Source organism: Lachnoclostridium sp. MSJ-17 (genome assembly GCF_018918205.1).
Taxonomy (GTDB): Bacteria; Bacillota; Clostridia; order Oscillospirales; family Acutalibacteraceae; genus Ruminococcoides.
In genome coordinates this window covers 1-26,495 of sequence record NZ_JAHLQB010000028.1, presented here as the reverse complement: position 1 = coordinate 26,495, position 26,495 = coordinate 1, and the positions used below count along the sequence as shown (strand labels likewise).

Here is a 26,495-nt window from a genome sequence, read left to right as displayed (position 1 = left end):
GTTATGAACCTTTAAAAAGGCGGAGAAAGCACCCACCGGTGCACAGACTTACCAAATCGGTGCGCGTTATCAGCGGCTTGATTCGCTAACATTTACAAAAAAAGTTGATGAATGACTCCCAAAATACTTGAAAAGGCACACTTTTTGTGATAAAATAAGCTTGAAGCTATGTGCCCGTGTGCCTAAACGAGGAAATCGGCGAGGACATAGAAAATTTTTAATTATCCGTCAGAATGGAGTTGATAATTTATGGCAAGAAGCGCAGGCGTATTATTATCCATCACTTCGCTTCCTTCCCCCTACGGAATCGGCACCATCGGCAAAGAGGCCCGCAAATTCGCGGATTACCTCAAGGAGGCAGGTCAGACGATCTGGCAGATTCTCCCCGTTGGCCCGACAAGCTACGGCGACTCGCCGTATCAGTCATTCTCTACCTATGCAGGCAACCCGTACCTTATCGATCTCGACACTCTGGTCGAGGAGGGTCTTGTCGCCAAGGAAGATCTCGACAGCCGCGACTGGGGCAGCGATCCTCAGCACGTTGACTACGAGAAGATCTACAACAACAGATACGAGGTTCTGAGAATCGCTTACGAGAATTTCAGAAAAAAGGATCAGAAGAAGTTCCGCGTGTTCACCCGCAAGAACAGCAAGTGGCTCAAGAACTACGCGCTGTATATGGCGGTCAAGAACAGCTTTGACATGAAGTCCTGGGTAGAGTGGCCCGAGGACATCAAGATGCGCGATCCCGACGCGGTAAAGCGCTATGAGCGCAAGCTCAGAAAGGACGTTTCCTTCTGGAAGTTCGTTCAGTTCAAGTTCTACGAGCAGTGGGAGAGCTTCCGCGCCTATGTAAACGGCCTCGGCATCAAGATCATGGGCGATATGCCGATTTACGTTGCAATGGACAGCGCCGACACCTGGGCAAATCCCGAAATCTTCCAGCTCTATGACGACGGCGACCCGATCGCTGTGGCAGGCTGCCCGCCGGATTACTTCTCTGCAACAGGACAGCTCTGGGGCAACCCGCTCTACGACTGGGATTACCTCGAGCAGACCGGTTACGAGTGGTGGTTTGAGCGCGTAAAGGCGGCTTCAAAGCTCTACGACATCACCCGTATCGACCACTTCCGCGCCTTCGCGAGCTACTATTCGATCCCGTATCCCGCCGAGAACGCTATCAACGGCGAGTGGGTAGTGGGACCGAGAATCAAGTTCTTCCAGATGATGGAGGAGGCTGTCGGCAAGTTCGAAATCGTAGCCGAGGATCTCGGCACTCTCACTCCCGACGTTACCGAGCTCATGGAGCAGACCGGCTATCCCGGCATGAAGGTTCTCGAGTTTGCGTTTGACAGCGGCGAGGAGAACGACTATCTGCCTCACAAGTACACCAACAACTGCGTCGTATATACAGGTACTCACGACAACGACACCCTCATGGGCTGGCTCGAGACCGCCGACCCCAAGGATGTTAAATACGCGAGAGAATATTGCAAAATGCCTCCTGACGAGCCGTTTAACTGGGGCTTGATCCGCACCGCCTATGAAAGCAAGGCTGACATGGCGATCGTACCTATGCAGGATCTGCTCGGACTCGGCAAGGAAGCGAGGATGAATACACCGTCGGTTCTCGGCGACAACTGGACTTGGAGAGTTACGCAGGAAGCTCTCACTAAGGAATTGGCGGAAAAATTAAAAACAATGTCTGTTAATTGCGGACGATTGGAGGATTAATAATGTCAAAAATCATGGAAAAGCTCGAGCTTACCGCTCAGTCAATGTACTGCAAGAAGATTGAGGAGCTTTCAGCTTCCGAGCTTCACCTTGCTCTCGGCAAGGCGGTAATGGGCGAAATCGCTCCCAACTGGGCAAAAAGCAAGGCAAAACACGACAGTGAAAGACGCGCTTACTATATGTCCGCGGAGTTCCTGATGGGCAGAATGATGTACAACAACCTCTACTGCCTCGGAATTCTCGACGAGGTCAAGAAGCTCCTCGCCAAGAAGGGCATCGATATCAACGTATTCGAGGATATCGACGACGCGGCTCTCGGCAACGGCGGTCTGGGCAGACTTGCAGCGTGTTACCTTGATTCAGCCGCTACCCAGGAGGTACCCCTCGACGGTTACGGCATCCGCTATAAGTACGGTCTTTTCAAGCAGCTTATTCAGGACGGCTATCAGGTAGAGGTCGCCGACAACTGGCAGCGCTTTGAGGATCCCTGGTGCATCCGCCGTGAGGACGAGACAGTAATCGTTGCCTTCAAGGATCAGAAGGTAAAGGCTGTTCCCTACGATATGGCTGTTATCGGCTGCAAGACCAACAACATCAACACACTCCGTCTCTGGCAGGCTGAGGCTATCAACGACTTCGACTTCAGCGCGTTCAACAACACCGCTTATGACCTCGCCGTTAAGGAGAAGAATGACGCTGAGAATATCTCCAAGGTTCTCTATCCCAACGACAACAAGTACGAGGGCAAGGTTCTCAGACTCAAGCAGCAGTATTTCTTCTGCTCCGCTTCACTCCAGGATATCATCCGCCGCTACAAGGCTAAGCACGGCAACGATTTCAGCTTCTTCGCTCAGGAGAACGCTATCCAGCTCAACGATACACACCCCGTATCCTGCGTTCCCGAGCTCGTAAGACTTCTCCAGAACGAGGGCATGACCTTTGACGAGGCTTTCGAGATCGCGAGAAAGACCTGCTCCTACACCAACCACACCGTTCTCGGCGAGGCTCTCGAGAAGTGGCCGGCAGACCTGATGAACCAGGTTATCCCCGTAATTTACGACATCATCGCGCTTATCGCCAACAAGTGCCAGGAGGAGCTCACCGCTAAGGGCGTTTCCGAGGACAAGAAGGCTAAGATGCGCATCATCGACGGCAACGTCGTACATATGGCAAGACTCGCTACCTATGCCGGCACCTATGTAAACGGCGTAGCACAGCTCCACACCGAGATCCTCAAGAGAGATCTTCTCAAGGAGTGGTACGAGGTTTATCCCGAGCGTTTCCTCAACAAGACAAACGGTATCACACAGCGCCGCTGGCTCGGTCTGTGCAACCCAGAGCTCAGTGAGCTCATCACCAAGAAGGTCGGCTCCGACGAGTGGCTCACCGATCTTTCCAAGCTCGCAGTGCTCAACGACTGCTGCGACGCGAGAACTATCAACAAGTTCAACGAGATCAAGCACAAGAAGAAGGAACAGCTCGCCGCGTACATCAAGAAGATGGACGGCTATGATGTAAATCCCGACACTATCTTCGACGTACAGGTAAAGAGACTCCACGAGTACAAGAGACAGCTCCTCAACGCCTTCTCGATCATGACTATCTACTTCCGCATCAAGGAAGGCAAGCTGCCCAACTGGACTCCTACCACCTTCATCTTCGGCGCAAAGGCTGCTCCCGGTTACGCGAGAGCCAAGGCTATCATCAAGTACATCACCGAGATCGCCAACCTCGTAAACAACGATCCCGACACCAAGGACAAGCTCCAGGTTTACTTCATCTCCAACTACAACGTATCTTACGCTGAGAAGATCGTTGTTGCGGCTGATATCTCCGAGCAGACCTCTACCGCGGGCCTCGAGGCTTCCGGTACCGGCAACATGAAGTTCATGCTCAACGGCGCTGTTACCCTCGGTACATGGGACGGCGCGAACATTGAGATCGCCGAGTGCGCGGGTGTTGAGAACGAGTACATCTTCGGCGCGAGAGTCGAGGATATCGAGCGTCTCAAGGCTGAGGGCTACAACCCCAGAGTTCTCTACGATACAAATCCCGAGACAAAGAAGGTTATCGACACCCTTATCGACGGCACCTTCGATGACGACGGCGCTCAGGGCGAGGGCAGCTTCAAGGAGCTCCACGACGCTCTGCTCGTTGGTACCTCATGGCAGGTAGCTGACCACTACTTCCTGCTCTACGATCTGCCGCTCTATGTTGACGCGAAGATCAAGGCTAACGCCGATTACGCCGACAGAAAGGAATTCGGCAAGAAGTGCCTTCTCAATGTCGCGAACGCAGGCAAGTTCTCCTCCGACCGCTCGATCCTCGAGTACGCGAAGGAAATCTGGCACACCTCATATAAGAAATAATATGTAAAAAATACGGGCAGTCCGGTTGGACTGCCCGATATTTTTTAGTTGGTAGTTGGAAGTTGAGTAGTTGGTAGTTGGTAGTCGGTTTTAGCTCTCTCCCAAAACCTTATACAAAAGCTTGTAGAGCGTCTGAGCTTCCTCGGGGGTGAGCTTGGTGCACGCCGCCATTCTCTGCGGGATAGATTTCGCTTCCTCGCGCAATTGAGCACCCTTGTCCGTCAGACCGACCATAAGAACTCTCTCGTCCGCGCTTGAACGCGAGCGTTTGACAAAGCCCTTCTGTTCAAGGCTTTTGATCACGGGTGTGAGCGTGCCGGAGTCGAGGTACAGCTTCTCGCCGAGGAGCTTTGCGCTGCACGAGTTTTCCTCCCAGAGCACCATCATCGTGATGTACTGAGTGTATGTAAGGTTGAGCGCGTCGAGGTGAGGTCTGTAGAGCTTCGTCACCTCACGCGCGGCTGCGTAAAGCGGAAAGCAGACCTGGTTTTCAAGCCTGAGCGCGTCGTATTCAGTATTGTCCATACAGCGCTCCGTCAGCTTTTTTCGGCAAGGCTCGCTTCGCGGACAGCTCTCGCGAGTTGGTCGGCACAGGAGGTCGGACGTCTGCCGCAGGTGTTTCCTCTGAGCTTCTCATCTATCTGCTCGGCTGTCCAGCCGTTGACGAGCTTGGAGATCGCCTTGAGGTTGCCGTTGCAGCCGCCGGTGAAGCGGATATCCGTGACGACGCCGTTGTTGATATTGAAATTGATTTCGAGCGGACAAACTCCGCGCGGATGATACGTGTAATGCATAAAAACACTCCTTTTAATTGAATACAATTTAATTATACGCAATCAAACACTTTTTGTCAATATAAAAAAAGAGAGGCCGGAAACCGACCTCTCAAAAATTCAAAAATCCGGATTATCAATCCTTCTTGCCCTCGAGGAACCTGTAAACGCCTGCAGCGAGAGCCGCGCCTACGAAGGGACCTACGATGAATACCCACAGAGCGCCCATGGGCTCCGCGTTTCCGTTCATCATGGCAACGAGCGCGGGGCCGAAGCTGCGCGCGGGGTTGACAGAGGTGCCTGTCAGACCGATGCCGAGAATGTGAACGAGGGTGAGGGTAAGACCGATGATGAGACCGCCAAAGCTGCCGTGGCCTGCCTTCTTCGAGGTGACGCCGAGAATGGTGAGAACGAATACGAAGGTCAGGAAGCACTCAACGATAAGACCCGCAACTGCGCTGCCGTTAACGCCCGCGAGACCGTTGGAGCCGAAGCCGCCTGTCTGGTCGGTTACGCCGCCGAGACCGAAGATTGCCGCCAAAACGCCCGCGCCAGCAAACGCGCCGAGGCACTGGGAGATGATGTAGGCGATGAAATCAACGGCGCTCATTCCGCCTGAGAGCAGTACGCCGAGAGATACCGCGGGGTTGATGTGACAGCCCGAGATATTGCCGACACAGTAAGCCATGCCGACGATTACAAGACCGAACGCGAGAGCAGTCAGAATGTAGCCGCCGCCGTTTTTGGCGTCGCAGCCGACGAGCATCGCCGTGCCGCAGCCGAGAACAACGAGCACCATGGTGCCGATGAACTCAGCAATGTACTTTTTAACCGAATTCATAGATTTTTTCCTCCTTTTATAATTTGCTATGAATTTAAGCCAATTACAATATATCACATAAATTCGGAAAAAGCAATAAGATTTGTATAAAATATTAGTAAAGGGTGTTGCTTTTTTGGTTGGTAGTAATCAAAAATCGGAGTGTATTTTTCAATTATTACCGCTGCGTCCAAATCAGCTCGGCGAAAAACTGCTCGTAGGCGTCGTCCCAGCCGTCGATAGCGTTGACTCCGCCGCCGTTCACGCTGCGCAGCTTCGCGTCGCTCGCGGTCATGCCGACGGTGAACAGCTCGCCCGCGGTAATGTCATAGCCCTTGCTTTGACAGAACGCGCAGAAGTCCTCAACGGGGTTTTCGCTTTCGCGCGTTTTTAAAAGAGCGGATTTCAGCGCGCCGTCAGCCTTGGCGTTTTTGAGCAGGCGCTCAAGTTCAAGCTCTATCATATAAATTCCTCCTAAAAATAAAAAGGCGGTACAAATGATACCGCCTTTGGTTTTTGCAATTATTCGATAGAGTTGTCGAGATACTCCATCAGCTCTTCGTCGTCCTTCTTCTGCTTGTCCTTGACAATCAGGAAAGCTGTGATAGCTGCGGAAGCTGCCGCAACAAATGAGATGATGCCGATAATCCACAAGAATCTTCTGTTTTTCATAATTATTGACCTCCAATATAGATAGTATTTACAATCAAGCTGTGTATACTTCTATTCTAAACATTTTTTTATAAAAAGTCAACAGAAAAACAAAAAAAGCAGAGGAAAATCTCTGCCTTTATCGTATCATGATTGCTCTTACGCGGAAGCGTTCAGGCGCTTCGCGAGATTTGACTTGCTTCTGGCTGCAGTGTTCTTGTGAAGAATTCCCTTGGCAACTGCCTGGTCGATTTTCTTTGTAGCAAGACGAACTGCCTCCTGCTTGTTGTCCGCGTTGGTATCAATTGCATAGAACGCCTTCTTGATAGCGGTTCTGAGAGCGGACTTGTTAGCCTTGTTGCGGGCTGTCTTAGAAGCGATTACCTTTACGCGCTTTTTAGCTGACTTAATGTTGGGCATTGTCCCACCTCCTTAAAATAGCAGTCATACAAGTGATATTGTAGCATACAATAGGCTAAAAATCAAGCTTTTTTTCAAAAAAAGTATGGTTTTTCGCAGTTTGTCTGATGCGCAACAAGATATTGCGGCATGGAGCAGGACTGCGTCTATATGTGGTTCAGTTTTCTTCTCGTCCGTCCTCGCAGTGCTCGCAGTGACAGTCCTCGGCGTGAGGCACGGTCTTGTTTTCCGACGAGAGCCGGGCTTTTCTTCCGCGGTACCAGATGAACACGATAACGAGAAGAAAGACGATGAGCACGCCTCTGAACACATGACCCAAAATCCCGTCAAAGACAGGCAGTCCGCCGAATGCCCTCAGTCCGTACCATATCGTCATGAAAGCAAAGAAAAGCGAGAGCAGATAGCCGGTCAGTCCTTGTCTGCGCCCGATAAGGAAGCAGAGCACGGCAAGCGCTGCCCAGAGAAATACGTAAAAATATTGAATAAAAGGCATAAGCGGCTCCTTTCGGTGAGTGTGGAGATAGATAAAACATAACTCGGAGCAAAGCGACCCGAAACTACTAACTATAATTAATTGTATAATAAACCGCGCCTAAAATCAAGTGGGATTGTGAACGGGGCGTGAAACTTTTGCAAATTGGAAAATATTTTTTAAAAATGCTTGACTTTTTCTGACTTTGGGGGTATAGTAATGATAAAGTCAATTAGCACTCAACCACCCAGAGTGCTAAACGCTAAAAACAAGGAGGAAAAAACATGACCCCTGCCGCGAGAAAAGAAACGATTCTCGCCGCGATCGTCGAGAGCTTTATCCAAAGCGGCGAGCCTGTAGGCTCAAAGGCGCTGCTCGGCGGAACAGGGCTTAAGGTTTCCTCGGCAACCGTGCGCAACGACATGGCTGAGCTCACAGCTCAGGGTTATCTTGCGCAGCCGCACACCTCGGCGGGACGCGTTCCCACCGCTCTGGGGTACCGCTACTACGTCGACAACGTGATGCGCGTAACTCCATTAGCTCAGGTCGCGGCGGCTTATATACGCGACGCGCTCGGCAAGCTTGCCGATTCTCCCGAAGCGATTTTGCAGGGAGCGGCAGACCTCACCGAACAGCTGACCGGCTCGGTTGCGCTCGCCACAACACCCGCCGCAGACAACTGCCGGGTAAGGCAGCTCAGCTTTGTGCAGACGGGCAGACATACCGCAATGGCAGTGCTCATCTGCTCCAACGGCGTTATCCGCACGCGGCTTTTCCGCTGCGCGTTCGTTATCACACCCGAGATCATCACAATGTTCGACAAGTCGCTCAACGAGCTTTTCGCGGGCATCGAGGTCGGGGTGATAGGACAGCCGTTCATTCAGTCCGCAGCGGTACGCTTCGGCGAGCTGTCGCTGTTCATGCCGCCGGCGCTTATCGCGATAATGGAAGCGGCACAGCAGGCGGCGAAGGTAAGCGTGAAGCACAGCAAGCTGAGCAGACTGATATTCAACTACGGTGCGTCGGCGTCGGTGAGCAGGGAGTTTATCGACTTTCTGCAAAACGAGCGCGACGTTGCGGCAATGCTCGGCCGCAGACCGCAGCACACGGCGGTCACCATCGGCACAGAGAACAGGCGCGTGGAGCTAAGTAAAAGCGCGGTGTTCTCGACACGCTACAGCATCGACGGCACACCGTCGGGAGTGCTCGCGATAATCACGGCGCAGCGAACCGACTACGCGAGGAACATCGCGATAATCGAATGCGTCGCACAGTGCGCGGGAGAGCTGATGGAGGAGCTTATTGAAACGACAGATTAACCCTGAAGGAGATGAATAAAATGTCAGAGAAGAAAAAGGCTGAGACTCCCGAGGAGCTCGAGGCTGAGGAAACCGTCGAGGAGGTTGAAGCCGAGGCGGTTGACGCGGAGGACATTCCCGATGAGCGCGACGAGAAAATCAAGCAGCTCGAGTCGGAGGTCGCCGCGCAGAAGGACAAATACATGAGGCTCGCGGCGGAGTACGACAACTACCGCAAGCGCACCGCCAACGAAAAGCTCGGCATTTACGACGACGCTACGGCGAAGGCGGTAACGGAGCTTCTTCCCGTTGCCGACAGCGTGAGAATGGCGCTTGAGAACCTCAAAAACAGCGACCCCGAAATCATCAAGGGCGTTGAGCTGATAAAGAGTCAGCTCGACCGCTCGTTCGAAAAGCTCAAAATCGAGAGCTACGGAGAAACAGGCGACGAATTTGATCCGAACCTGCACAACGCGGTTTCGATGGTTGACAGCGAAGATATAGAGTCCAATCACATCGCCGCCGTGTTCCAGACGGGCTACAAGATCGGCGACAAAATCATAAGACATGCAATGGTACAGGTTGCTAACTGAGAGTTGAGAGTTTTTTCAACTACCAACTACTAACTACCCACTACCCACTACCAACTAACAAACTAATAACAACCAACGGAGGTATTAATTATGGCAAAGACAATCGGTATAGATTTAGGAACAACAAACTCATGCGTAGCGGTAATCGAAGGCGGCGAGCCCGTAGTTATCGCCAACGCGGAAGGCTCAAGAACAACTCCCTCAGTCGTAGCTTTCTCTAAGGACGGCGAGAGAATGGTAGGTCAGGTCGCTAAGCGCCAGGCTATCACCAACCCCGACAGAACCGTTTCCTCTATCAAAAGAGAGATGGGTTCCGCTTACAAGGTATCCATCGACGGCAAGAGCTACACTCCCCAGGAGATTTCCGCTATGATTCTCCAGAAGCTCAAGGCTGACGCTGAGGCTTACCTCGGCGAGACCGTAACTCAGGCTGTCATCACCGTTCCCGCATACTTCACCGACGCTCAGCGTCAGGCTACAAAGGATGCCGGCAAGATCGCGGGTCTTGACGTAAAGAGAATCATCAACGAGCCTACAGCGGCTGCTCTTTCCTACGGCGTTGACAAGGAGAACGACCAGAAGGTCATGGTATACGACCTCGGCGGCGGCACCTTCGACGTAAGTATCATCGAAATGGGCGACGGCGTACAGGAGGTTCTCGCTACAGCGGGTAACAACCGTCTCGGCGGCGACGACTTCGACAAGCGCATTATCGACTGGATGGTAGCTTCCTTCAAGACAGAAACAGGCATCGACCTTTCATCTGATAAAATGGCTATGCAGCGTCTCAAGGAGGCTGCTGAGAAGGCTAAGATCGAGCTTTCGGGCGTAACCACCTCCTCGATCAACCTGCCCTTCATCACTGCTGACCAGACAGGTCCCAAGCACCTCGACCTCACTCTCACCAGAGCTAAGTTCAACGAGCTGACCTCTGACCTCGTAGAGGCTACAATGGGTCCCGTTCGTTCCGCTCTCTCAGACTCAGGTCTGCAGATCGGTCAGATCGACAAGGTTCTCATGGTCGGCGGTTCTTCGAGAATCCCCGCCGTTCAGGAGGCTGTTCAGAAGCTCATCGGCAAGGAACCCTTCAAGGGCATCAACCCCGACGAGTGCGTTGCAATCGGCGCGGCTATCCAGGCAGGCGTTCTCGGCGGCGAGGTCGACGGACTTCTTCTCCTCGACGTTACTCCGCTTTCCCTCGGCGTTGAGACCATGGGCGGCGTAATGACCAAGATCATCGACAGAAACACCACTATCCCCACAAAGAAGAGCCAGATCTTCTCCACCGCTGCCGACAACCAGACTCAGGTTGAGATCAACGTTCTCCAGGGTGAGCGCGAGTTCGCACGCGACAACAAGCAGCTCGGTCTGTTCGCTCTCACAGGCATCGCTCCCGCAATGCGCGGCATTCCGCAGATCGAGGTAACCTTCGACATCGACGCTAACGGTATCGTTAACGTTTCCGCTAAGGATCTCGGCACCGGCAAGGAGCAGAAGATCACAATTTCCTCCTCCACCAACATGAGCAAGGAGGACATCGACAAGGCTGTCAAGGACGCCGAGCAGTACGCGGCTGAGGACAAGAAGCGCCGCGAGGAGGTTGACGCAAAGAACGAGGCTGAGAACCTCGCATATCAGGCTGAGAAGCTTGTCAACGAGAACGGCGACAAGCTCGCCTCAGACGACAAGAACACAATCACCACCAAGGTTCAGGCTGTCAAGGATGCTATCGTGAAGAACGACATCTCGCTGATCAACTCCGCAAAGGAGGATCTGCAGAAGTCCCTCTACGAGGTTTCCGCGAAGCTCTATCAGCAGGCAGCTCCTCAGCAGGGCAACCCGGCTCAGGGCGCTCCCGACATGGGCGGCGCTCAGCAGGGCAACAACGGCGGCGACCCCAACGTATACGACGCTGATTTCACCGACGTTGACAATAACTGAGAATAAATAAAACATTAATTCACGTTTTGCGGGAAAGGTTTGATGAAAATCAGACCTTTCCTGTCATGCGTATCTACAGCAGAAAACCACAGATAGAGAATACCCACAGCAAAAATTTTATCCCGATGATTGACGCGGGCAACCGACGAAAAATTAAAGCCCGACTTATCTACGCGGAGGAGAAATAATGGCAGACAAGAGAGACTACTACGAGGTTCTCGGCGTCCAGAAGGGCGCGAGCGAGGACGAGATAAAAAAGGCGTACCGTCAGAGCGCCAAAAAATATCACCCCGACCTTCACCCCGGCGACAAGGACTGCGAGGAGAAGTTCAAGGAGGTCAATGAGGCTTACGAGGTGCTTTCCGACAGTGAGAAGCGCGCGCGTTACGACCAGTTCGGCCACGCGGGCGTAGACCCCAACTACGGCGCGGGCGCGGGCGGCGGCAGTCCCTTCGGCGTTGACATGGACTTCGGCGACATCTTCTCGAGCATATTCGGCGGCGGCTTCGGCGGCAGACGCGCGGCAAACGCTCCGCAGCGCGGCGGCGACGTTGAGACGAGCGTTACGATCACCTTTGAGGAGAGCGCCAAGGGCACCACAAAGAAGGTCAGCTACAACAGCGTGGACACCTGCACGGATTGTCACGGCACAGGCGCGGCGGCAGGCTCTCAGCCCAAGACCTGTTCGGCTTGCGGCGGCTCGGGAAGGGTCACTATAAACCAGCGTTCACCGCTCGGCGTTATCCAGACCCAGCGCACCTGCGACGCCTGCCACGGCAGAGGTAAGATAATCGACAATCCGTGCCGCCGCTGCAACGGCTCTGGAAGATACAGACAGGCTCACACGGTCGACGTGAGCATTCCCGCCGGTATCCGCGACGCGCAGATACTCAACGTCGGCGGTCACGGCAACGCGGGCGTAAACGGCGGTCCCAAGGGCGATCTGCACGTTTATGTCAACGTCAGAAAGCACGAGCTGTTTGAGCGCAGGGGCGACGACGTATGGTGTGACCTTCCCATCACCTTCGCGCAGGCTTCACTCGGAGCGGAGGTCACCGTTCCCACAATCGACGGCAAGGCTCGCTACACTATCCACGAGGGCACCCAGCCCAACGACATATTCAAACTCAAGGGCAAGGGCTTTACACACCTCGGCGGACGCGGCAGAGGCGACCACTACTGCCGCGTAGTCGTTGAGATCCCTAAGAACCTCAACCAGAAGCAGAAGGATCTTATCACGCAGTTTGACCGCTCCACCTCGGAGAGAAACTACGCGAAGCGCAGCGGCTTCTTTGAAAAGCTCAAGAAGATGTTCGGTTAAGGTGCGGCTATGAACACATGGACTGAAATAAAAATTACCGTAAACGCGAAGGACGTCGACCGCGCGGGAGACATCGCAAACGTCGTCGTTCCGTACGGAATATATATCGAGGACTACACCAACCTCGAGCAGACGGTCGAGGACATCGCGCACGTCGACCTGATCGACGAGGATCTGCTCCAAAAGGACAGGAGCCGCGCGTATGTACATATCTATCTCGAGCCGGGCGTATCTCCGGCTGAGGCGGTCGCCTTTCTGAGCGAGCGCTACTCGGCTGAGGGAATTGAGCACAGCATCGAGCTGCTCGACTGCGCCGAGGAGGATTGGCGCAACAACTGGAAGAAGTATTTTTCACCTCTAGCGGTCGGCGAGAAAATTATGATAGTTCCGAGCTGGTACGAGAACGTCGATACACAGGGCAGGATCCCGCTCAGCATCGACCCGGGGCTTGCGTTCGGAACAGGCGGCCACGAGACCACCAGACTCTGCCTTGAAATGTGCGAGAAGTACATGAAGCAGGGCGACAGCGTGCTCGACGTTGGCTGCGGCAGCGGAATTCTCGGTATCGCGTCGCTGCTTATGGGCGCGTCAGAGGCGGTAGGCGTCGATATCGACGAAACAGCCGTGCGCACTGCGGCAGAAAACGCTGAGATTAACGGAGTATCCGACCGCTTCACGGCGATCTGCGGCAGCTTCACCGAGAAGGTCAAGGGCAAGTTCGACATAGTTCTTGCGAACATCGTCGCCGACGCGATCATCTTCCTGTCAAAGGGAGTCAGCGACTTCATGAAGGACGGCGCGGTCTACGTTATGAGCGGAATTATCGACACCCGCGCCGATGAAGTAAAGGCTGAGGTCTCGAAGTATTTTGATATTATAGAGGAACACCTCGACGGCGGCTGGGTGTGCCTAGCAGCCAAGAGAAAAAGCGCAGCTTAAGCTGCGCTTTTGTTTTTTCCCGCCCTTGCAAAATAAATATAAATATACTATAATATACCTTACAAAAAGGAAGTGATATGATGGGGCACAAGCATAAACACAGCCACGCGCCTGATTTTTACACCGCGGCGCGTTTTACGTCAGACGACCTCGGCAGGATTTTTCTGTTCCGAGACCGCTATACCGGCGCTCTCTACACCTTTGAGCTTCTCGACTGTGTGAGCAAATCCGTCGCGGATATCGACGCGCTTTTGATAGACGAGTATAATCTCCGTCCGGACGTCGCGGTCGAGCAGATATGGTGCCGCGTAACTCCCGCGGACTTTGACCGCGAACGGCTAGTGATCGGTTTTGACGAGAGCTATTCGGATATCTACACCGAGGAAGCCGACGGACCTGTTGCCTTCGGTCTGCAGCTCAAGCCCGCGAAAAAGCTTGACGGCGAGGTATTCACAGCCTCGACCTTGAAACCGGACGCGGATTCCTCTGTCAACTGGAAAATCGAGGTGTGGAATGTTTAAGGCGGCGGTTTTTGACATGGACGGTCTGATGTTCGACACAGAGCGGCTGGTTTACGACAACTGGCAGCAGATGATGGACGAGGGCGGATATCCCTACAGCATCGAGGACTTCAAGCAGACCGTCGGCAGGCGCAAGGCTGAGGTTCAGAACTTCTACTTCGGCAAGTACGGCGAAGATTTTCCGTACTGGAAGCTGTCGGAGCGCGGCAAGAAAATGTATGTCGACAAGGTAAAGCGCGACGGTATTCCCGTCAAACCGGGACTGTACGAAACGCTTTCCTATTTAAAAGAAAAGGGCTGCAAAATCGCGCTTGCGACCTCTACCTCGCGGCCGACGGCTGAGTTCAACCTCGAAAGCGCGGGTGTGACGGAGTATTTCGACGCTCTTGTCTGCGGCGGCGACGTAAAGAACGGCAAGCCTCACCCGGAGGTTTTCCTGACGGCGGCAAAGGCTCTCGGCGAGAGCCCGAAAAACTGCATAGCCTTTGAGGACAGCATAAACGGCATTATTTCGGCTCACGCGGCGGGTATGAAAACGGTAATGGTGCCCGATTTTCTCGAGCCGACCGACGAGATACGCCCGATGATAGACTGCCTGTGCGCAAGCCTTGAGCAAAGTATATTATTTATGGAAAAGGAGTAAGCTTATGAGTTACAGTTATCATTATTCATCCGGAGACCCGGCTCTGGCGATTTTCATAATGATTTTCACTATGATTTACATACTGGTGATTTTCGGAATAGTCGCGGCGGCCTACATTTCGCGCTGGTTCATCTTCAAAAAAATGGGCATGCCCGGCTGGAAGGGCATTATCCCTTACTACGGCGAATACCTTCTGTTCCGTGAGCTGTGGACGACAAAGATGTTCTGGGTATACGTCATCAGCGCCGGAGTGTACGCGGTTGTGAGCATATTCGGCACATTCATAGGTATGATGGGATTCGCGGTGCTCGCGGCAGGTGCGCAAAGCTCGCAAGCTATCGGACAGGCGGCGGTAATACCGATCATTGCAATAGCGTTCTTCGGATTGCTCACGCTCGGATATCTTGTATTCGCTCTTGTGATCACCTTCAAGCTCAACAACCGTCTCGCAAAGGCTTTCGGCAAGTCTACGGGCTTTGCGGCGGGACTTACATTCCTCTCGCCGATTTTCGATCTGATCCTCGCGTTCGACAAATCTTACTACATCGGACGGCAAATAATGTAACTAAGCGCCGGCTCGCTTGAGCCGGTTCTTTTTTTGCTCAAAAATGTACAAAGTACACAAAACTGTGCCCTAAAGTTTGGATTGCGATGTAAAAATATATGTGGTAGAATTTAGATGTGAAAGTTTGCGCTTTTTGGCGCGGCTCCGGAATCGTACACTATTATTACAAGGAGGATTTTTTATGAAAAAGCTCACACGGGTTGTCAGCGTACTGTTGTCAACACTGATGCTGATGTCCGCGTTCACGGCGCTGAATTTCTCGGCGTCCGCGGCGGATAAAAAGCTGACAGTCCGGGCAAACTCAAACCTTTTCGAAACAGTTACTCAGGACTTTGAGCCGGGTACCAACCAGCTTACCGTCACATGGTGGATGGAAGTGCCCGACACAGACATGATCAACACTCAGTGCGTCATAACCTATGACAGATCAAAGCTCGAAGTAGACATGACCGAGGGCGTTAACTTCAGCACCGTCGACGGAAAGCGAGTTGACCGCATTCTCCGCGTCACCGACGGCGAGGGCACGGTTACCAACTACTCTCCCGACCAGACGTACCTCGAGAAGCACGAGAACCACTCCGACAGCGGTTTCCTTGAGGGCGAGGAAAACAACGACGCGAGCATCAAGGTAAACGCCGTAAATCTCAGCGGCAGCACCCTCACCGGTGAAAACGGCAAGGTTCCCTTTGCTTCCGTGACCTTTAATCCCATAGGCGGCGCTTCCGGCGTTACCGACGTCAATCTCTATGTCGAGATCATGCAGATCGTCGGCGAGAACGAAAAAGAGGAGCACTACTTTGTAAAGCACTCCGAGATCGCCGATTCAAGCGTATCGTATAAGCCTGAGACTCCTGCTGCGGTTTACGCGGGAACATTCGAGGAGCCGGTTGCGGCAGGTGATATTTTCACTATCGCCGGCAGCGAGAATTTCCTTTCAACAGGCTGGACAATCTCTCCCACGACCAACGTCATGACCCTCGGCAGCGACGGAATTTACAAAATCACCGTTCCGTCAGTCAAGGCGGTAAGCGGCGCGGTTTACGAGGTAAAGGTTGTACAGTTCTACAGCGGCAATCCCGAGTGGGTCGAGTGGCACGGCGTGCCCGGCACAGGCGCGAACGTAGACTTCGGTCTCAGCAAGGACTGCGACGTTACCGTTACCTATAACCCCAACACCGGCGAGATCAATGTCACCGGCGACGGCGTCGGTGAAGCAAGCAGCGACGTAAGCTTTGTCACCGTAGCGGGCAACGGCAAGGACGTTCCCTCCTTCGTAAACGGCAAGGATTGGGATCCCGCAGCGGAAGCCAACAAGATGACCGCGACAGGCAGCGTATATGAGATCACCTACAAGGGCGTAGCGGCGAACAAGGACCTCGAATTCAAGTTCGTAGCGAACGGCGCGTGGGCGCTGAGCTGGGGCAACGACGCAGCAGTCACTTCCGGCACAGCTATGGACGCGCACTATAACGGCAAAAATATCAAGTTCAAATACACATCGGCAAAATCGACCTTTGACCTCACACTCAAGCTCGATTTGACAAACTGGGACGCAAATACCCTTGCGGGCGCGAAGTTCACCGTGATCGCGAAGGACAGCGGGGAACCGACAACAGCTGCTCCCACAACTGCTGCTCCCACAACTGCTGCGCCTACCACAGCTGCTCCGACAACTGCTGCACCCACAACGGCGGCGCCCACAACCAAGCCCGCAGGCGACGTTTACACACTCGCAGGCACCTCCAACTTTATCGACACCGCTTGGGAACCCACTCCCGACGATTATGTTATGACAAAGGGCGCTGACGGCAGCTACAAGATCACCGTTCCCTCCGTCAAGGCGGTAGACGGCGCGATCTATCAGGTCAAGGTAGTTCAGTTTGTAGACGGCGACCCCGAAAACATGATCTGGCACGGCAAGGACGGCGGCGAAGGCAACGTCGATTTCGGTCTGAGCAAGGACTGCGACGTAACCGTTACCTATAACCCCAACACAAAGGCGATCACCGTAACCGGCGCAGGCGTTACCGAACCCAGCTATAAGTTCGACTACGTAACCGCAGTAGGCGTCGGCAACGGCAATTTCCTCAACGGCGTAAGCTGGGATCCCACCGAGGAATCCAACAAGCTCACCGAGGTTTCCAAAGACGTTTACGAAATCACATACAACTCAGTCAAGGCGAACACCGACCTCAAGTTCAAGTTCACCGCAAACGGCACATGGGTTCTCAACTGGGGCTACAACGACGCTGTAACCTTCGGCACACCCACCGACGCGCACTTCGACGGCGCAGATATCGTTGTGAACTACAAGTCACAGAACACATACTTTGATATCACCCTCCGTCTCGACCTCTCGAAATACGACGCTGACAAGAGAACAGGCGCGACCTTCACCGTAACCGCGAAGGAAATCGAGCAGCCCACCACAGAGAAGCCCGAACCCACAACGGCAGCACCCACAACAGCGGCTCCAACCACAAAGCCCGAGCCTACCACAGTCGCCCCCACAACCACAAAGCCCGAGCCTACAACCGCTGCTCCCACCACAAAGCCCGTAACCACCGACGACGTTTACACCCTTGCCGGCACCTCCAACTTTATCGACACTGCTTGGGAACCCACTCCCGACGATTATGTTATGACAAAGACCGCAGACGGCAGCTACAAGATCACCGTTCCTTCCGTCAAGGCGGTAGACGGCGCGATCTATCAGGTCAAGGTAGTTCAGTTCGTCGGCGGCGATCCCGAAAACATGATCTGGCACGGCAAGGACGGCGGCGACGGCAACGTTGACTTCGGTCTGAGCAAGGACTGCGACGTAACCGTTACCTATAACCCCAACACAAAGGCGATCACCGTAACCGGCGCAGGCGTTACCGAACCCAGCTACAAGTTCGACTACGTAACCGCGGTAGGCGTCGGCAACGGCAATTTCCTCAACGGCGTAAGCTGGGATCCCACCGAGGAATCCAACAAGCTCACCGAGGTTTCCAAAGACGTTTACGAAATCACATACAACTCAGTCAAGGCGAACACCGACCTCAAGTTCAAGTTCACCGCAAACGGCGCATGGGTTCTCAACTGGGGCTACAACGACGCTGTAACCTTCGGCACACCCACCGACGCGCACTTTGACGGCGCGGATATCGTTGTGAACTACAAGTCACAGAATACATACTTCGATATCACCCTCCGTCTCGACCTCTCGAAATACGATGCTGACAAGAGAACAGGCGCGACCTTCACCGTAACCGCGAAGGAAATCGAGCAGCCCACCACCGAGAAGCCCGAACCCACCACGGCAGCTCCGACAACTGCGGCTCCAACCACAAAGCCCGAGCCTACCACAGTCGCCCCCACAACCACAAAGCCCGAGCCTACAACCGCTGCTCCCACCACAAAGCCCGTAACCACCGACGACGTTTACACTCTCGCCGGCACCTCAAACTTCATCGATACCGCATGGGAACCCACTCCCGACGATTACGTCATGACAAAGGGCAGCGACGGTATCTACAGGATCACCGTTCCCTCCGTTACCGCAATCGAAGGCGAGATCTATCAGGTCAAGGTCGTTCAGTTCGTCGGCGGCGACCCCGAAAATCCGATCTGGCACGGCAAGGACGGCGGCGACGGCAACGTCGATTTCGGTCTCAGCAAGGACTGCGACGTAACCGTTACCTATGATCCCAATACCAAGGCTATCACAGTTACCGGCGCAGGCGTTACCGAGCCCAGCTACGCGCTCGAGTACGTAACAGCGGCAGGCAGCGGCTACGGCAACTTCCTCAACGGCGTAAACTGGGATCCCACAGAGGAGTCCAACAGACTGACAATGGTTTCGCCCAACGTCTACGAGATAACCTATGAGGAAGTAGACGCGAACACCGACCTCCAGTTCAAGTTCGCAGCTAACGGCGGCTGGGTACAAAACTGGGGCTACACAGGCGACGTTGCCTTTGATACTCCCACAGAGGCGCACTTCGACGGCGGAAATATCGTCGTCAACTACGAGTCTATTAATGATTACTTCGACCTCACCATCCGTCTCGACCTCACAAAATGGGACGCTGAAAAGAGAACAGGCGCGACCTTCACCGTAATTGCTAAGGAAATCGAGCAGCCCACCACCGAGCCGCCCGAGCCCACGACAGTTGCTCCCACCACAGCAGCTCCGACAACCGTGGCTCCGACAACTGCAGCTCCCACCACAGCAGCTCCGACAACCGTGGCTCCGACAACTGCAGCTCCCACCACAGCGGCTCCGACAACTGCGGCTCCCACAACTGCGGCTCCGACAACCGTTGCTCCCACAACTGCTGCACCTACAACAGTTGCTCCTACAACAGCCGCTCCCACCACCGAGCCCATTATGTACGGCGACGTCAACCAGGACGGCAAGATCACGGTAGACGATGTAACCACACTGCAGAAGTACCTCGCCGAGATGATCACCCTCAACGACGCTCAGAAGCGCGCGGCTGATACCGACGGCGACGGTCAGATCAAGATCGTCGATGCAACCGAGATCCAGAAGTACCTTGCCGAGATAATCCACCACCTCGGTCCCAAGAGCTGACATCTTAAAAACTTAAAAAAATAACAGCAACAGCCCCGGGTGCTTACCCCGGGGCTGTCACTGTTTTAGAGAGATTATTTTATAAGAAAGGAATATCTATATGACGGACTTTCGTCCCTTGCTGTAATATATAGAGGAGAAAAAATTAAAATGAGAAAATGTAAAAAGGAGAAAATCTATATAAACGTTCAATAACGGACTGAGGCGTGTGCAGCTTCCATGCTGTACACCGCGTTGTCCTTGGCGACCATTGTGATTGATACGCCGGGAGCGAACTGGTTGAACATTACCAAAAAGCTCTCATTGCCGCCGTCGTGCATACCCGTAACGATGCGTCCTACGTTGTTGTCGTTCACAAACTGCGCTGCTGCCGCAGGTGCGTAGTCGCTGAAAATAACGGTCATGTCCGCGCCGTTTTCCTTCGATACCGAGTGAAGGTATTCGAGCACTCCGGCTACTTTAGTATAATCTTCCGTGGGTCTGAGCACACTGAGTACCCTGAGCTCACATTCCTGTTCTTCCGCGATTGCCGCGGCTGTTTCAATAATTCGGTCACAATCGTACTGACCTGTGACGCAGGCGAGGATGGACGGCTTCATGCTGTACATCTTAGCACCTCCTTTCTTTACTGTGACTATATCATACAACCCGAATATGTTTAAAATATATTGCTTATGTGAATTATCAGTGAAAAATTTCTGAAAATCGCTTGTGAGTAAAACAGAGGATATAAGAGGAAAAAGCAGTATTCAGGAGCAAGCTAGGGTGTAAATTAAATTTTTCGAAAAAAGTGTTGACAACGCGGTTTTATTGATATATAATCATAGGGCACGAATAAAGACTAGGAGGAATAAATATGTCAACATATTTAGCTAAGAAAAGCGAAGTTGAACGCAGCTGGTATGTAATCGACGCTGCGGGCAAGCCCCTCGGCAGAGTCGCAGTACAGGCGGCAGTGCTCCTCAGAGGCAAGCACAAGCCCACCTTCACACCCAACGTAGACTGCGGCGACCACGTAATCATCATCAACTGCAAGGACGCTGTTCTCACCGGCAGCAAGCTCACCCAGAAGAAGTGGCAGCGCCACACCGGCTACATCGGCCACCTCAAGGAAACCCGTTACGATACCCTCATGGCTACAAAGCCCACCAAGGCTATGGAGCTCGCTGTAAAGGGTATGCTTCCCAAGAATACACTCGGCAGAAACGCTCTGTTAAGACTCAGACTCTTTGAGGGCGCCGAGCACAAGCATGAGGCTCAGAAGCCCCAGCCGTTTGAAGCATAAGAAGGAGGCAGAACAGAATGTACGACAAGACACCTTATTTCTACGGTACAGGTAGAAGAAAAAGCTCCGTTGCCCGCGTAAGACTCTATCAGGGCACCGGCAAGATCACAATCAACGACCGTGACATCGACGATTACTTCGGTCTTGACACACTCAAGCTCATCGTAAGACAGCCTCTTGCTCTCACCGAGACAGACGAGAAGTTCGACGTTGTATGCCGTGTTGCAGGCGGCGGCGTAACAGGCCAGGCGGGCGCTATCCGTCACGGCATCGCCAGAGCTCTGCTCCAGTACGACACCGAGAACCTCCGCGGCAAGCTCAAGAAGGCAGGCTTCCTGACCCGTGACCCGAGAATGAAAGAGCGTAAGAAGTACGGTCTCAAAGCCGCACGCCGTGCGCCGCAGTTCTCAAAGAGATAATCAAAACACCCCATTTGCTCAGTGTTTATCACGTTTTTGCGACTTCGAGCTTGCAAAAAGATGTTTATTTGATGTTTATTGGGCAAAAAAGATGTTTATAAAGGCTCAAAAGCAAGTTGGATTTTATGTCCAGCTTGCTTTTTGTTTTGCCTAAAAAGGAATAGCCTATAAAACGCTCAGAATCGCCCTGTATTCAACTTATACACATAGTATAGTAATTATATTACAAATAGTATAAATCGCGATACAAGCTAATTCTCGGCATTTTAGACACTGCCCGTGCGCTGATTGACTGATTTGAAATGGAAATCAAACGGATTTTCGCCGCTGACAATTTTGAAATCATCAAGCAGGTGTTTTGCTTGTTCGGGAACACGCGCATTTTTGTAGTCTGCAAGGTTCAAGCCGGAGCCGATTTTTGTGTAAAGGTCAGCGGAAAAAGTCGGGTCTGCGTAGCTAGCAATTTCAAGTTCTGAGGTATCGCCACTGAAAATTTTTCCGCAAAGTGAAAGCGCGGAATCGGCAAACTCCTTGTAAGTCTTTGCTTTTTCTCTTGGTGTGCAAATGCAAGATTTCACTGCGATAAAATTTGTGTCGTTTTTATGTTTTGTCTCAATCCATTTAGAAATCAAGCTAAGCATTGTCGGGTTTTCGCTGTAACGCTCAACGAAAACCGCGACAATTTCCGGTGTCAGTTCAACTTTTGCGGAGCCGTCAAAAAACAGCCTGTCAGCGGTCAAACTTTCAACCGTAGGTATGGACGAAATAGAAAGAAGTTCGCAAATCTGATTGTGCATTTCGCGGATTTTCTTTTTCAATTCTTTGAGTTCGCGATTTGCTTTGCGGTCGAGGTCTGAAAGTGCTGACTTTGCAAATTCCGGCGCATACTGTTCGGAAATTCGTTCACGCTCGGCGTGATACTCTGTCATTTTGGTGTAAAATTTTTTCAAAAATTCCTTGTAATTTGAAATATAGACGTTAGTCATTAGATTTTCCCCTTTATTATAATTGTTTTTATTTTTCCACTACGGAAATATATTTTTATTTCCAATTCGTTCTCAATCGCCGTGTTTTCAAGTTTTTTGAGCCGCTGTTCGGCTCGCTTTAGTTCGTTAAAATAAATCATACCCTGAAAGTGTTAAAATTCATTAAAAGAAATTTACTGCTGTTTTGCTTCTATCTTATCAAGCCGTTTTATAATGTCCTCGATCGTCAAAAAGTCCTTAGAGAATGAAAGGATTTTTAATGCAACTGACATTTTAATATAATCGCTTTCCGCTGTTCTGAGAAGTTTTTCTATAGTGTTGACCGCTTCAAGATTGAGAGAAATCAGTTTGTTTGAGCTTGCTTCAAGAATTTTTCGCCGCTGTTGAAAGATTAGCTTTTTAACCTTTGGATTTTTCAATCGCTTGCAGACAGTCGGGGCTGAAATACCGAGGGTGCGTGCTGTTTCTGCTTGGTTGCCGCCGCATTGAAGAAAGACGGCGCAAAGTTCCTCGTCACTGATTTTCACTTGAAACAGCCTTCTTTTTTCCGTTGATAACTGTTCGCTCAAGCTCAGGAAAATCTCTCGAAATCCAGCCGTTAAAAAACGGCGCTTCGCCTTTTGGAACGTAAAAAGTTTTTGTTGAAACAGCTCCGCTTCGGGATTCTTTGAAAAAAATAAATGTTACAGTGTCAGAAGTCGGGTTGTTAATGATAGTCACTGAAACAAGTGTTTGCTTTTTTAACGCCAGCGCGTAGATCAGATAATGATATTGCAGATATGACAAATCTTCATTAACGATTTGTTCATATTCGGTTTTTTTAGTCATTTAATCAACTCCTATATAAGATACTCTAAATATAATATAATATATATAATACGTACAATTCTTAAAACCCCTGATTATTACTGGGTTTTTTCATGCAAAATTTACTCAAAAATACTGGGCGAATCGTCATAGTAAGGCGAGCGAAAATACTCAAAATCAAAATCAGGCGTTGCGAAAATGTGTTCGCTCTGACGATAGATGTACGGCACAAATCCGCAGCCGTGTACTTTTGAGTATTTCGGGGTTTTTGTGTTCGGAAATCTGAGCCGCCGTTTGATTATAAATTTTTTCAAATTTTCAAAAGACGGTTCGGCTGATATGGTTTTGCTACGACTCAATAAAAAAATGTGCAAATGCGGAATTGCTCGACGCCCTTTAACAGTAGTTTTTGGTCGCCCTTTGCTGCCGGTTTTTAATGAGGTTTTCACGCAATAACCTCGCGACTCTGTTTTTGACAACCCCATATACCAGACTAAATGCGGAAAAATTTTCCGCTGTCGGGCGAGAAATTGGCGAATAGCCGTTGCTTCCGGCAGAAGATTGGTGTCTTTTTCTCGTGCTGATAGAACGATTTGAAAATTATGCTCTGAGTGTTCAGGGGCGCTCAGCGTGTAGCGCCGAACAGCGTCAATGTTGATTTCCATAAATTATCTTTGTCGCGCGCAAAGCTGCCTGAGCTTCTTTTTCTGTCAGATTGAACGGCTCAACAGCAAGTCCAGTTTTACAAGGTTTGACAACTGCAAGCTTCACGCCGACGGATTCAAGACCTTCCAGCAAGCCGTAAATGGTGCGCAGTTCGTCATTTGTGACATTGATGAGATGAACGAGCGGAATTTTTCCAAATTTTGTTGTTAAAAAGCTCAAATCAAAATCGCCCTCCTATACATTTTCCAACTGCTCGATGAGCTTTGGAAAATTTATCAAAATTTTATTGCCGATTTTGATTTGGGGCAGCCTGTTTTGTTTTGATAAAATTCTGAGTGCGTGCTCGGGCAAAATACCTCGTGCAGCGGTTTGACGAATCGTTAAAAATTCGATTTTTTTGTTTTTTTCCATTGATTCTGCCTCCAATTTTTATTTTTTGCGAAATTAAGTTGACAACTGTTTGATTTCGTGTTACAATTTTAACACAAAAAAGACACCGAAACAAGAACAAATCGAGCACAGATTTGATTATGACCAGAAAGGAAATGATACCGAATGGAGAACAATACAATTTATGACCTAAAAACAATTGGTGAAAGAATTAAAAATTCCCGAAAAACTGCAAAACTCACGCAAGAGGATTTAGCAAACGAACTCTCGGTTCGCCGAGACAGAATTTCAAAAATGGAAAGCGGAAAGGATAAACGGCTCAATCTTTCACACTTGATTAAATTGTCTGAATTATTTAATTGCGATATCGGTTATCTGCTTGGCGAATATGACGCACAAAGTGCCGCTGTTGAAAAGATTTCAGAAATCACAGGGCTTTCACCAAAAGCGATAAAAACGCTGAGAAAAGAAACAACAGGACTTTTCCCTATACCTAAGAATAATTATCCTGATTTCGGTGTTGTTGTGGACTTCCTGCTTTGTAGCGAAACAGGAAAACAATTTCTTCATCATCTCTCGGACTACCTCTTTGATGATGTCACATTACGATATAAAGGCAATGAGCTTGAAGAAAACCTCAGCCTCTACAACCCGAATCGAAAAACTGAATACGCATTAAACACCCTTGACATTAAAGCGGTATTAGTATCTCTAATTCAAAATGACCTTGTTAATCTAAAAAAGGAGAATGAAAATGGCTCAGATTTCTAAACGCAAAAACGGAAACTTTCAAATTATCGCTTCGCTTGGCTACGACAAAAACGGCAAACAAATCCGAAAAACAACAACTTTTGTGCCGCCCGAGGGCACGACACCAAAAAAAGCTGAAAAGCTCGCGAAAGAGTTTGCTATTCAGTTTCAGAAAAAATGCGAGGGCTACGCCTCGCTTGATGAAAACATAACTTTCGCGGAATTGGTTGAACGCTACCGCAAAAGTTATATGCCGAACGAGCTAAAAGCGGTTACGAAATACACCTACGACCTACAAATCGAAAAGTATTTATTGCCTGCCTTTGCTAACGTTAAACTAAAAAAATTCACGCCTTTGCGCTTTACAAATTTCTTTGCCGATCTTGAGTTAAATCCTGCCAGTTGCCGCAAGCTCTACACTATATTAAAATCAATTTTTACTTTCGCGGTTAATCAGAATATTTTAACAAAATCGCCCTGCGTTAACGTGATTCTTCCGAAATCAAAGGAAGCAGAAAATGAAAAAACTGCAATGACATTTGAGCAGATTGACGAGCTTGTGAAAATGCTAAAAAGTGAAGATGTCGCAAATACTCAGTTTTCTGCAATCATTTTGACACTGCTTTATACCGGTATGCGCTCAGGCGAGTGCCTAGGCTTGCAGTGGAAAGATATTGATTTTACCCAAAATCTTATTTATATTAACCACAACCTCGTTTATGACGGCAAAGACACTTGGCTTGATACACCTAAAACTAAAAAATCAAAGCGTTGCATTGCTATGTCGGAAGATTTGAAAAATATTTTGCTTAATCAGAAATTTAGGCAATCTGTAAATATGGATAAAATGGGCAAAGGTTACAATCCTCTTAATATGGTTTTCACCTCTGCAACAGGTGGATTCAAAGACCGTTCGGGACTTCTTAAAGAGTTCAAACGCTTTATTAAAAATACGGATTTTAATTATATATCGCTCCATACTTTACGTCATGTAAATGCAACCTTGCTAATTATGCAGGGCTATGATATAAAGCTGGTTTCTGGTCACCTCGGTCATTCTAACATTTCAACCACAGGCGATATTTACGCTGATGTTATTGAGGAAAGCAAACGCAAAATGGCTGAAACAATCGCCCTGAGATTGGCTTAAATTTGATGTTTATTTGATGTTTAATGATGTTTATTACTATTGAATTTTATAAAACGATATGTTATAATGAAGTTGGAAAAACCGCATAAAATCTGACTTTTTTGAACATTGCTAAACGTAGATAAACAATGTGTTTATCACTCCAAGAGATAATCATCGCGTTATTGACTTTATCAAGGCTTTCCGTTATGGGAAGCCTTGTTTTTTATAAACATCTTGTAAGAGGAACCGGAGGAGATCAGAAATGACATTGGCAAAAAAACACCTCAACGGCAATCAGCTCAAGCTCATCGCGATTATCGCGATGACGATTGACCACCTGACGTGGGTAATGTTCCCGGGAATGCAGGCGGTATGGTATGTGTTTGCCCTTCACATAATCGGCAGGCTGACCGCTCCG

General features: G+C 50.6%; 29 protein-coding genes. 15 read left to right on the top strand and 14 right to left on the bottom strand.

Annotation, left to right across the window (positions count from 1 at the left end; translation table 11 throughout):
- The first annotated feature begins 249 nt into the window (after positions 1 to 249).
- Positions 250 to 1,734: a 4-alpha-glucanotransferase gene (malQ, locus tag KQI64_RS01900; protein ID WP_216523083.1), complete on the top strand. Its 1,485-nt coding sequence runs from the start codon at positions 250 to 252 to the stop codon at positions 1,732 to 1,734.
- 2 nt (positions 1,735 to 1,736) lie between these two features.
- The gene (locus KQI64_RS01895; RefSeq protein ID WP_216523082.1) at positions 1,737 to 4,103 is read left to right on the top strand and encodes a glycogen/starch/alpha-glucan phosphorylase; all 2,367 of its coding nucleotides are present in this window, start codon (positions 1,737 to 1,739) and stop codon (positions 4,101 to 4,103) included.
- A gap of 90 nt (positions 4,104 to 4,193) precedes the next feature.
- Here KQI64_RS01895 and KQI64_RS01890 read toward each other — a convergent pair whose 3' ends face one another.
- The 7 genes from KQI64_RS01890 to KQI64_RS01860 all read right to left on the bottom strand — a co-directional run bounded on the left by KQI64_RS01890 (position 4,194) and on the right by KQI64_RS01860 (position 7,260).
- Positions 4,194 to 4,628 carry a MarR family winged helix-turn-helix transcriptional regulator gene (locus KQI64_RS01890; protein WP_216523081.1) on the bottom strand — a complete coding sequence of 145 codons (435 nt, stop codon included), beginning with the start codon at positions 4,626 to 4,628 and terminating at the stop codon, positions 4,194 to 4,196.
- 11 nt (positions 4,629 to 4,639) lie between these two features.
- A complete protein-coding gene (locus KQI64_RS01885; protein WP_216523080.1) occupies positions 4,640 to 4,897 on the bottom strand; it encodes a TIGR03905 family TSCPD domain-containing protein in 258 nt (85 codons plus the stop codon).
- Between the two features lie 115 nt (positions 4,898 to 5,012).
- Positions 5,013 to 5,717 (bottom strand): MIP/aquaporin family protein, encoded by a 705-nt coding sequence (locus tag KQI64_RS01880; protein ID WP_216523079.1) that lies wholly within the window; start codon positions 5,715 to 5,717, stop codon positions 5,013 to 5,015.
- Positions 5,718 to 5,874: 157 nt separating this feature from the next.
- Positions 5,875 to 6,159 (bottom strand): hypothetical protein, encoded by a 285-nt coding sequence (locus KQI64_RS01875; protein WP_216523078.1) that lies wholly within the window; start codon positions 6,157 to 6,159, stop codon positions 5,875 to 5,877.
- A 59-nt stretch (positions 6,160 to 6,218) separates the two neighbouring features.
- On the bottom strand, positions 6,219 to 6,368 hold the full coding sequence (locus KQI64_RS01870; RefSeq protein WP_216523077.1) for a hypothetical protein: 150 nt from the start codon (positions 6,366 to 6,368) through the stop codon (positions 6,219 to 6,221).
- A 138-nt stretch (positions 6,369 to 6,506) separates the two neighbouring features.
- Positions 6,507 to 6,767: a 30S ribosomal protein S20 gene (rpsT, locus tag KQI64_RS01865; protein WP_216523076.1), complete on the bottom strand. Its 261-nt coding sequence runs from the start codon at positions 6,765 to 6,767 to the stop codon at positions 6,507 to 6,509.
- Between the two features lie 157 nt (positions 6,768 to 6,924).
- Positions 6,925 to 7,260 carry a hypothetical protein gene (locus tag KQI64_RS01860; RefSeq protein ID WP_216523075.1) on the bottom strand — a complete coding sequence of 112 codons (336 nt, stop codon included), beginning with the start codon at positions 7,258 to 7,260 and terminating at the stop codon, positions 6,925 to 6,927.
- A 263-nt stretch (positions 7,261 to 7,523) separates the two neighbouring features.
- Here KQI64_RS01860 and hrcA point away from each other — a divergent pair, with 263 nt between their 5' ends.
- The 9 genes from hrcA (at position 7,524) to KQI64_RS01815 (ending at position 19,642) form a co-directional block, all read left to right on the top strand.
- A complete protein-coding gene (hrcA, locus tag KQI64_RS01855; RefSeq protein WP_216523074.1) occupies positions 7,524 to 8,558 on the top strand; it encodes a heat-inducible transcriptional repressor HrcA in 1,035 nt (344 codons plus the stop codon).
- Positions 8,559 to 8,578: 20 nt separating this feature from the next.
- Positions 8,579 to 9,130 (top strand): nucleotide exchange factor GrpE, encoded by a 552-nt coding sequence (gene grpE / locus KQI64_RS01850; RefSeq protein WP_216523073.1) that lies wholly within the window; start codon positions 8,579 to 8,581, stop codon positions 9,128 to 9,130.
- 90 nt (positions 9,131 to 9,220) lie between these two features.
- Entirely contained in the window at positions 9,221 to 11,071 is a 1,851-nt protein-coding gene (gene dnaK, locus KQI64_RS01845; protein WP_216523072.1) for a molecular chaperone DnaK, read from the top strand.
- Positions 11,072 to 11,258: 187 nt separating this feature from the next.
- The gene (dnaJ, locus tag KQI64_RS01840; protein WP_216523071.1) at positions 11,259 to 12,392 is read left to right on the top strand and encodes a molecular chaperone DnaJ; all 1,134 of its coding nucleotides are present in this window, start codon (positions 11,259 to 11,261) and stop codon (positions 12,390 to 12,392) included.
- A gap of 9 nt (positions 12,393 to 12,401) precedes the next feature.
- Positions 12,402 to 13,331: a 50S ribosomal protein L11 methyltransferase gene (gene prmA, locus KQI64_RS01835; RefSeq protein WP_216523070.1), complete on the top strand. Its 930-nt coding sequence runs from the start codon at positions 12,402 to 12,404 to the stop codon at positions 13,329 to 13,331.
- Between the two features lie 77 nt (positions 13,332 to 13,408).
- Complete coding sequence (locus KQI64_RS01830; protein ID WP_216523069.1) at positions 13,409 to 13,852, top strand: hypothetical protein; 444 nt, start codon at positions 13,409 to 13,411, stop codon at positions 13,850 to 13,852.
- Positions 13,845 to 14,495, top strand: a complete 651-nt coding sequence (locus tag KQI64_RS01825; protein ID WP_216523068.1) for an HAD family hydrolase — start codon at positions 13,845 to 13,847, stop codon at positions 14,493 to 14,495. The genes KQI64_RS01830 and KQI64_RS01825 overlap by 8 nt, the downstream gene beginning before the upstream one ends.
- A 4-nt stretch (positions 14,496 to 14,499) precedes the next feature.
- Complete coding sequence (locus tag KQI64_RS01820; protein WP_216523067.1) at positions 14,500 to 15,060, top strand: DUF5684 domain-containing protein; 561 nt, start codon at positions 14,500 to 14,502, stop codon at positions 15,058 to 15,060.
- Between the two features lie 181 nt (positions 15,061 to 15,241).
- The gene (locus KQI64_RS01815; protein ID WP_216523066.1) at positions 15,242 to 19,642 is read left to right on the top strand and encodes a dockerin type I domain-containing protein; all 4,401 of its coding nucleotides are present in this window, start codon (positions 15,242 to 15,244) and stop codon (positions 19,640 to 19,642) included.
- A gap of 188 nt (positions 19,643 to 19,830) precedes the next feature.
- On the opposite strand, the gene KQI64_RS01810 is transcribed toward KQI64_RS01815, so the two are convergent.
- On the bottom strand, positions 19,831 to 20,250 hold the full coding sequence (locus KQI64_RS01810) for a hypothetical protein (protein WP_216523065.1): 420 nt from the start codon (positions 20,248 to 20,250) through the stop codon (positions 19,831 to 19,833).
- Between the two features lie 248 nt (positions 20,251 to 20,498).
- Here KQI64_RS01810 and rplM point away from each other — a divergent pair, with 248 nt between their 5' ends.
- Both rplM and rpsI read left to right on the top strand, forming a co-directional pair.
- On the top strand, positions 20,499 to 20,927 hold the full coding sequence (gene rplM / locus KQI64_RS01805) for a 50S ribosomal protein L13 (RefSeq protein WP_201427664.1): 429 nt from the start codon (positions 20,499 to 20,501) through the stop codon (positions 20,925 to 20,927).
- A 17-nt stretch (positions 20,928 to 20,944) separates the two neighbouring features.
- The gene (gene rpsI, locus KQI64_RS01800) at positions 20,945 to 21,346 is read left to right on the top strand and encodes a 30S ribosomal protein S9 (protein WP_216523064.1); all 402 of its coding nucleotides are present in this window, start codon (positions 20,945 to 20,947) and stop codon (positions 21,344 to 21,346) included.
- A gap of 266 nt (positions 21,347 to 21,612) precedes the next feature.
- On the opposite strand, the gene KQI64_RS01795 is transcribed toward rpsI, so the two are convergent.
- The 6 genes from KQI64_RS01795 to KQI64_RS01770 all read right to left on the bottom strand — a co-directional run bounded on the left by KQI64_RS01795 (position 21,613) and on the right by KQI64_RS01770 (position 24,216).
- Complete coding sequence (locus tag KQI64_RS01795; RefSeq protein WP_216523063.1) at positions 21,613 to 22,332, bottom strand: hypothetical protein; 720 nt, start codon at positions 22,330 to 22,332, stop codon at positions 21,613 to 21,615.
- A 173-nt stretch (positions 22,333 to 22,505) separates the two neighbouring features.
- The gene (locus KQI64_RS01790) at positions 22,506 to 22,859 is read right to left on the bottom strand and encodes a helix-turn-helix domain-containing protein (RefSeq protein WP_216523062.1); all 354 of its coding nucleotides are present in this window, start codon (positions 22,857 to 22,859) and stop codon (positions 22,506 to 22,508) included.
- Positions 22,846 to 23,160, bottom strand: a complete 315-nt coding sequence (locus KQI64_RS01785; protein ID WP_216523061.1) for a hypothetical protein — start codon at positions 23,158 to 23,160, stop codon at positions 22,846 to 22,848. Before KQI64_RS01785 ends, KQI64_RS01790 begins: the two co-directional genes overlap by 14 nt.
- 101 nt (positions 23,161 to 23,261) lie before the next feature.
- Positions 23,262 to 23,804, bottom strand: coding sequence for a hypothetical protein (locus KQI64_RS01780; protein ID WP_216523060.1), 543 nt, complete (start codon positions 23,802 to 23,804; stop codon positions 23,262 to 23,264).
- Positions 23,788 to 24,024, bottom strand: coding sequence for a hypothetical protein (locus tag KQI64_RS01775; protein WP_216523059.1), 237 nt, complete (start codon positions 24,022 to 24,024; stop codon positions 23,788 to 23,790). Before KQI64_RS01775 ends, KQI64_RS01780 begins: the two co-directional genes overlap by 17 nt.
- 15 nt (positions 24,025 to 24,039) lie before the next feature.
- On the bottom strand, positions 24,040 to 24,216 hold the full coding sequence (locus KQI64_RS01770; RefSeq protein ID WP_216523058.1) for a hypothetical protein: 177 nt from the start codon (positions 24,214 to 24,216) through the stop codon (positions 24,040 to 24,042).
- A 144-nt stretch (positions 24,217 to 24,360) separates the two neighbouring features.
- Between KQI64_RS01770 and KQI64_RS01765 the strand changes: the two genes are divergently transcribed.
- Together KQI64_RS01765 and KQI64_RS01760 are read left to right on the top strand one after the other, a co-directional pair.
- Positions 24,361 to 24,966: a helix-turn-helix domain-containing protein gene (locus KQI64_RS01765; RefSeq protein ID WP_216523057.1), complete on the top strand. Its 606-nt coding sequence runs from the start codon at positions 24,361 to 24,363 to the stop codon at positions 24,964 to 24,966.
- Entirely contained in the window at positions 24,950 to 26,095 is a 1,146-nt protein-coding gene (locus tag KQI64_RS01760; protein WP_216523056.1) for a tyrosine-type recombinase/integrase, read from the top strand. Before KQI64_RS01765 ends, KQI64_RS01760 begins: the two co-directional genes overlap by 17 nt.
- The last annotated feature ends 400 nt before the right edge of the window (positions 26,096 to 26,495 follow it).

What these genes read in the sequence shown, in the direction of transcription:
- malQ (WP_216523083.1), top strand. Translation starts at nt 250, where the DNA reads ATGGCAAGAAGCGCAGGCGTATTATTATCCATCACTTCGCTTCCTTCC.
- KQI64_RS01895 (WP_216523082.1), top strand. Translation starts at nt 1,737, where the DNA reads ATGTCAAAAATCATGGAAAAGCTCGAGCTTACCGCTCAGTCAATGTAC.
- KQI64_RS01890 (WP_216523081.1), bottom strand. Translation starts at nt 4,628, where the DNA reads ATGGACAATACTGAATACGACGCGCTCAGGCTTGAAAACCAGGTCTGC.
- KQI64_RS01885 (WP_216523080.1), bottom strand. Translation starts at nt 4,897, where the DNA reads ATGCATTACACGTATCATCCGCGCGGAGTTTGTCCGCTCGAAATCAAT.
- KQI64_RS01880 (WP_216523079.1), bottom strand. Translation starts at nt 5,717, where the DNA reads ATGAATTCGGTTAAAAAGTACATTGCTGAGTTCATCGGCACCATGGTG.
- KQI64_RS01875 (WP_216523078.1), bottom strand. Translation starts at nt 6,159, where the DNA reads ATGATAGAGCTTGAACTTGAGCGCCTGCTCAAAAACGCCAAGGCTGAC.
- KQI64_RS01870 (WP_216523077.1), bottom strand. Translation starts at nt 6,368, where the DNA reads ATGAAAAACAGAAGATTCTTGTGGATTATCGGCATCATCTCATTTGTT.
- rpsT (WP_216523076.1), bottom strand. Translation starts at nt 6,767, where the DNA reads ATGCCCAACATTAAGTCAGCTAAAAAGCGCGTAAAGGTAATCGCTTCT.
- KQI64_RS01860 (WP_216523075.1), bottom strand. Translation starts at nt 7,260, where the DNA reads ATGCCTTTTATTCAATATTTTTACGTATTTCTCTGGGCAGCGCTTGCC.
- hrcA (WP_216523074.1), top strand. Translation starts at nt 7,524, where the DNA reads ATGACCCCTGCCGCGAGAAAAGAAACGATTCTCGCCGCGATCGTCGAG.
- grpE (WP_216523073.1), top strand. Translation starts at nt 8,579, where the DNA reads ATGTCAGAGAAGAAAAAGGCTGAGACTCCCGAGGAGCTCGAGGCTGAG.
- dnaK (WP_216523072.1), top strand. Translation starts at nt 9,221, where the DNA reads ATGGCAAAGACAATCGGTATAGATTTAGGAACAACAAACTCATGCGTA.
- dnaJ (WP_216523071.1), top strand. Translation starts at nt 11,259, where the DNA reads ATGGCAGACAAGAGAGACTACTACGAGGTTCTCGGCGTCCAGAAGGGC.
- prmA (WP_216523070.1), top strand. Translation starts at nt 12,402, where the DNA reads ATGAACACATGGACTGAAATAAAAATTACCGTAAACGCGAAGGACGTC.
- KQI64_RS01830 (WP_216523069.1), top strand. Translation starts at nt 13,409, where the DNA reads ATGATGGGGCACAAGCATAAACACAGCCACGCGCCTGATTTTTACACC.
- KQI64_RS01825 (WP_216523068.1), top strand. Translation starts at nt 13,845, where the DNA reads ATGTTTAAGGCGGCGGTTTTTGACATGGACGGTCTGATGTTCGACACA.
- KQI64_RS01820 (WP_216523067.1), top strand. Translation starts at nt 14,500, where the DNA reads ATGAGTTACAGTTATCATTATTCATCCGGAGACCCGGCTCTGGCGATT.
- KQI64_RS01815 (WP_216523066.1), top strand. Translation starts at nt 15,242, where the DNA reads ATGAAAAAGCTCACACGGGTTGTCAGCGTACTGTTGTCAACACTGATG.
- KQI64_RS01810 (WP_216523065.1), bottom strand. Translation starts at nt 20,250, where the DNA reads ATGTACAGCATGAAGCCGTCCATCCTCGCCTGCGTCACAGGTCAGTAC.
- rplM (WP_201427664.1), top strand. Translation starts at nt 20,499, where the DNA reads ATGTCAACATATTTAGCTAAGAAAAGCGAAGTTGAACGCAGCTGGTAT.
- rpsI (WP_216523064.1), top strand. Translation starts at nt 20,945, where the DNA reads ATGTACGACAAGACACCTTATTTCTACGGTACAGGTAGAAGAAAAAGC.
- KQI64_RS01795 (WP_216523063.1), bottom strand. Translation starts at nt 22,332, where the DNA reads ATGACTAACGTCTATATTTCAAATTACAAGGAATTTTTGAAAAAATTT.
- KQI64_RS01785 (WP_216523061.1), bottom strand. Translation starts at nt 23,160, where the DNA reads ATGACTAAAAAAACCGAATATGAACAAATCGTTAATGAAGATTTGTCA.
- KQI64_RS01780 (WP_216523060.1), bottom strand. Translation starts at nt 23,804, where the DNA reads ATGGAAATCAACATTGACGCTGTTCGGCGCTACACGCTGAGCGCCCCT.
- KQI64_RS01770 (WP_216523058.1), bottom strand. Translation starts at nt 24,216, where the DNA reads ATGGAAAAAAACAAAAAAATCGAATTTTTAACGATTCGTCAAACCGCT.
- KQI64_RS01765 (WP_216523057.1), top strand. Translation starts at nt 24,361, where the DNA reads ATGGAGAACAATACAATTTATGACCTAAAAACAATTGGTGAAAGAATT.
- KQI64_RS01760 (WP_216523056.1), top strand. Translation starts at nt 24,950, where the DNA reads ATGGCTCAGATTTCTAAACGCAAAAACGGAAACTTTCAAATTATCGCT.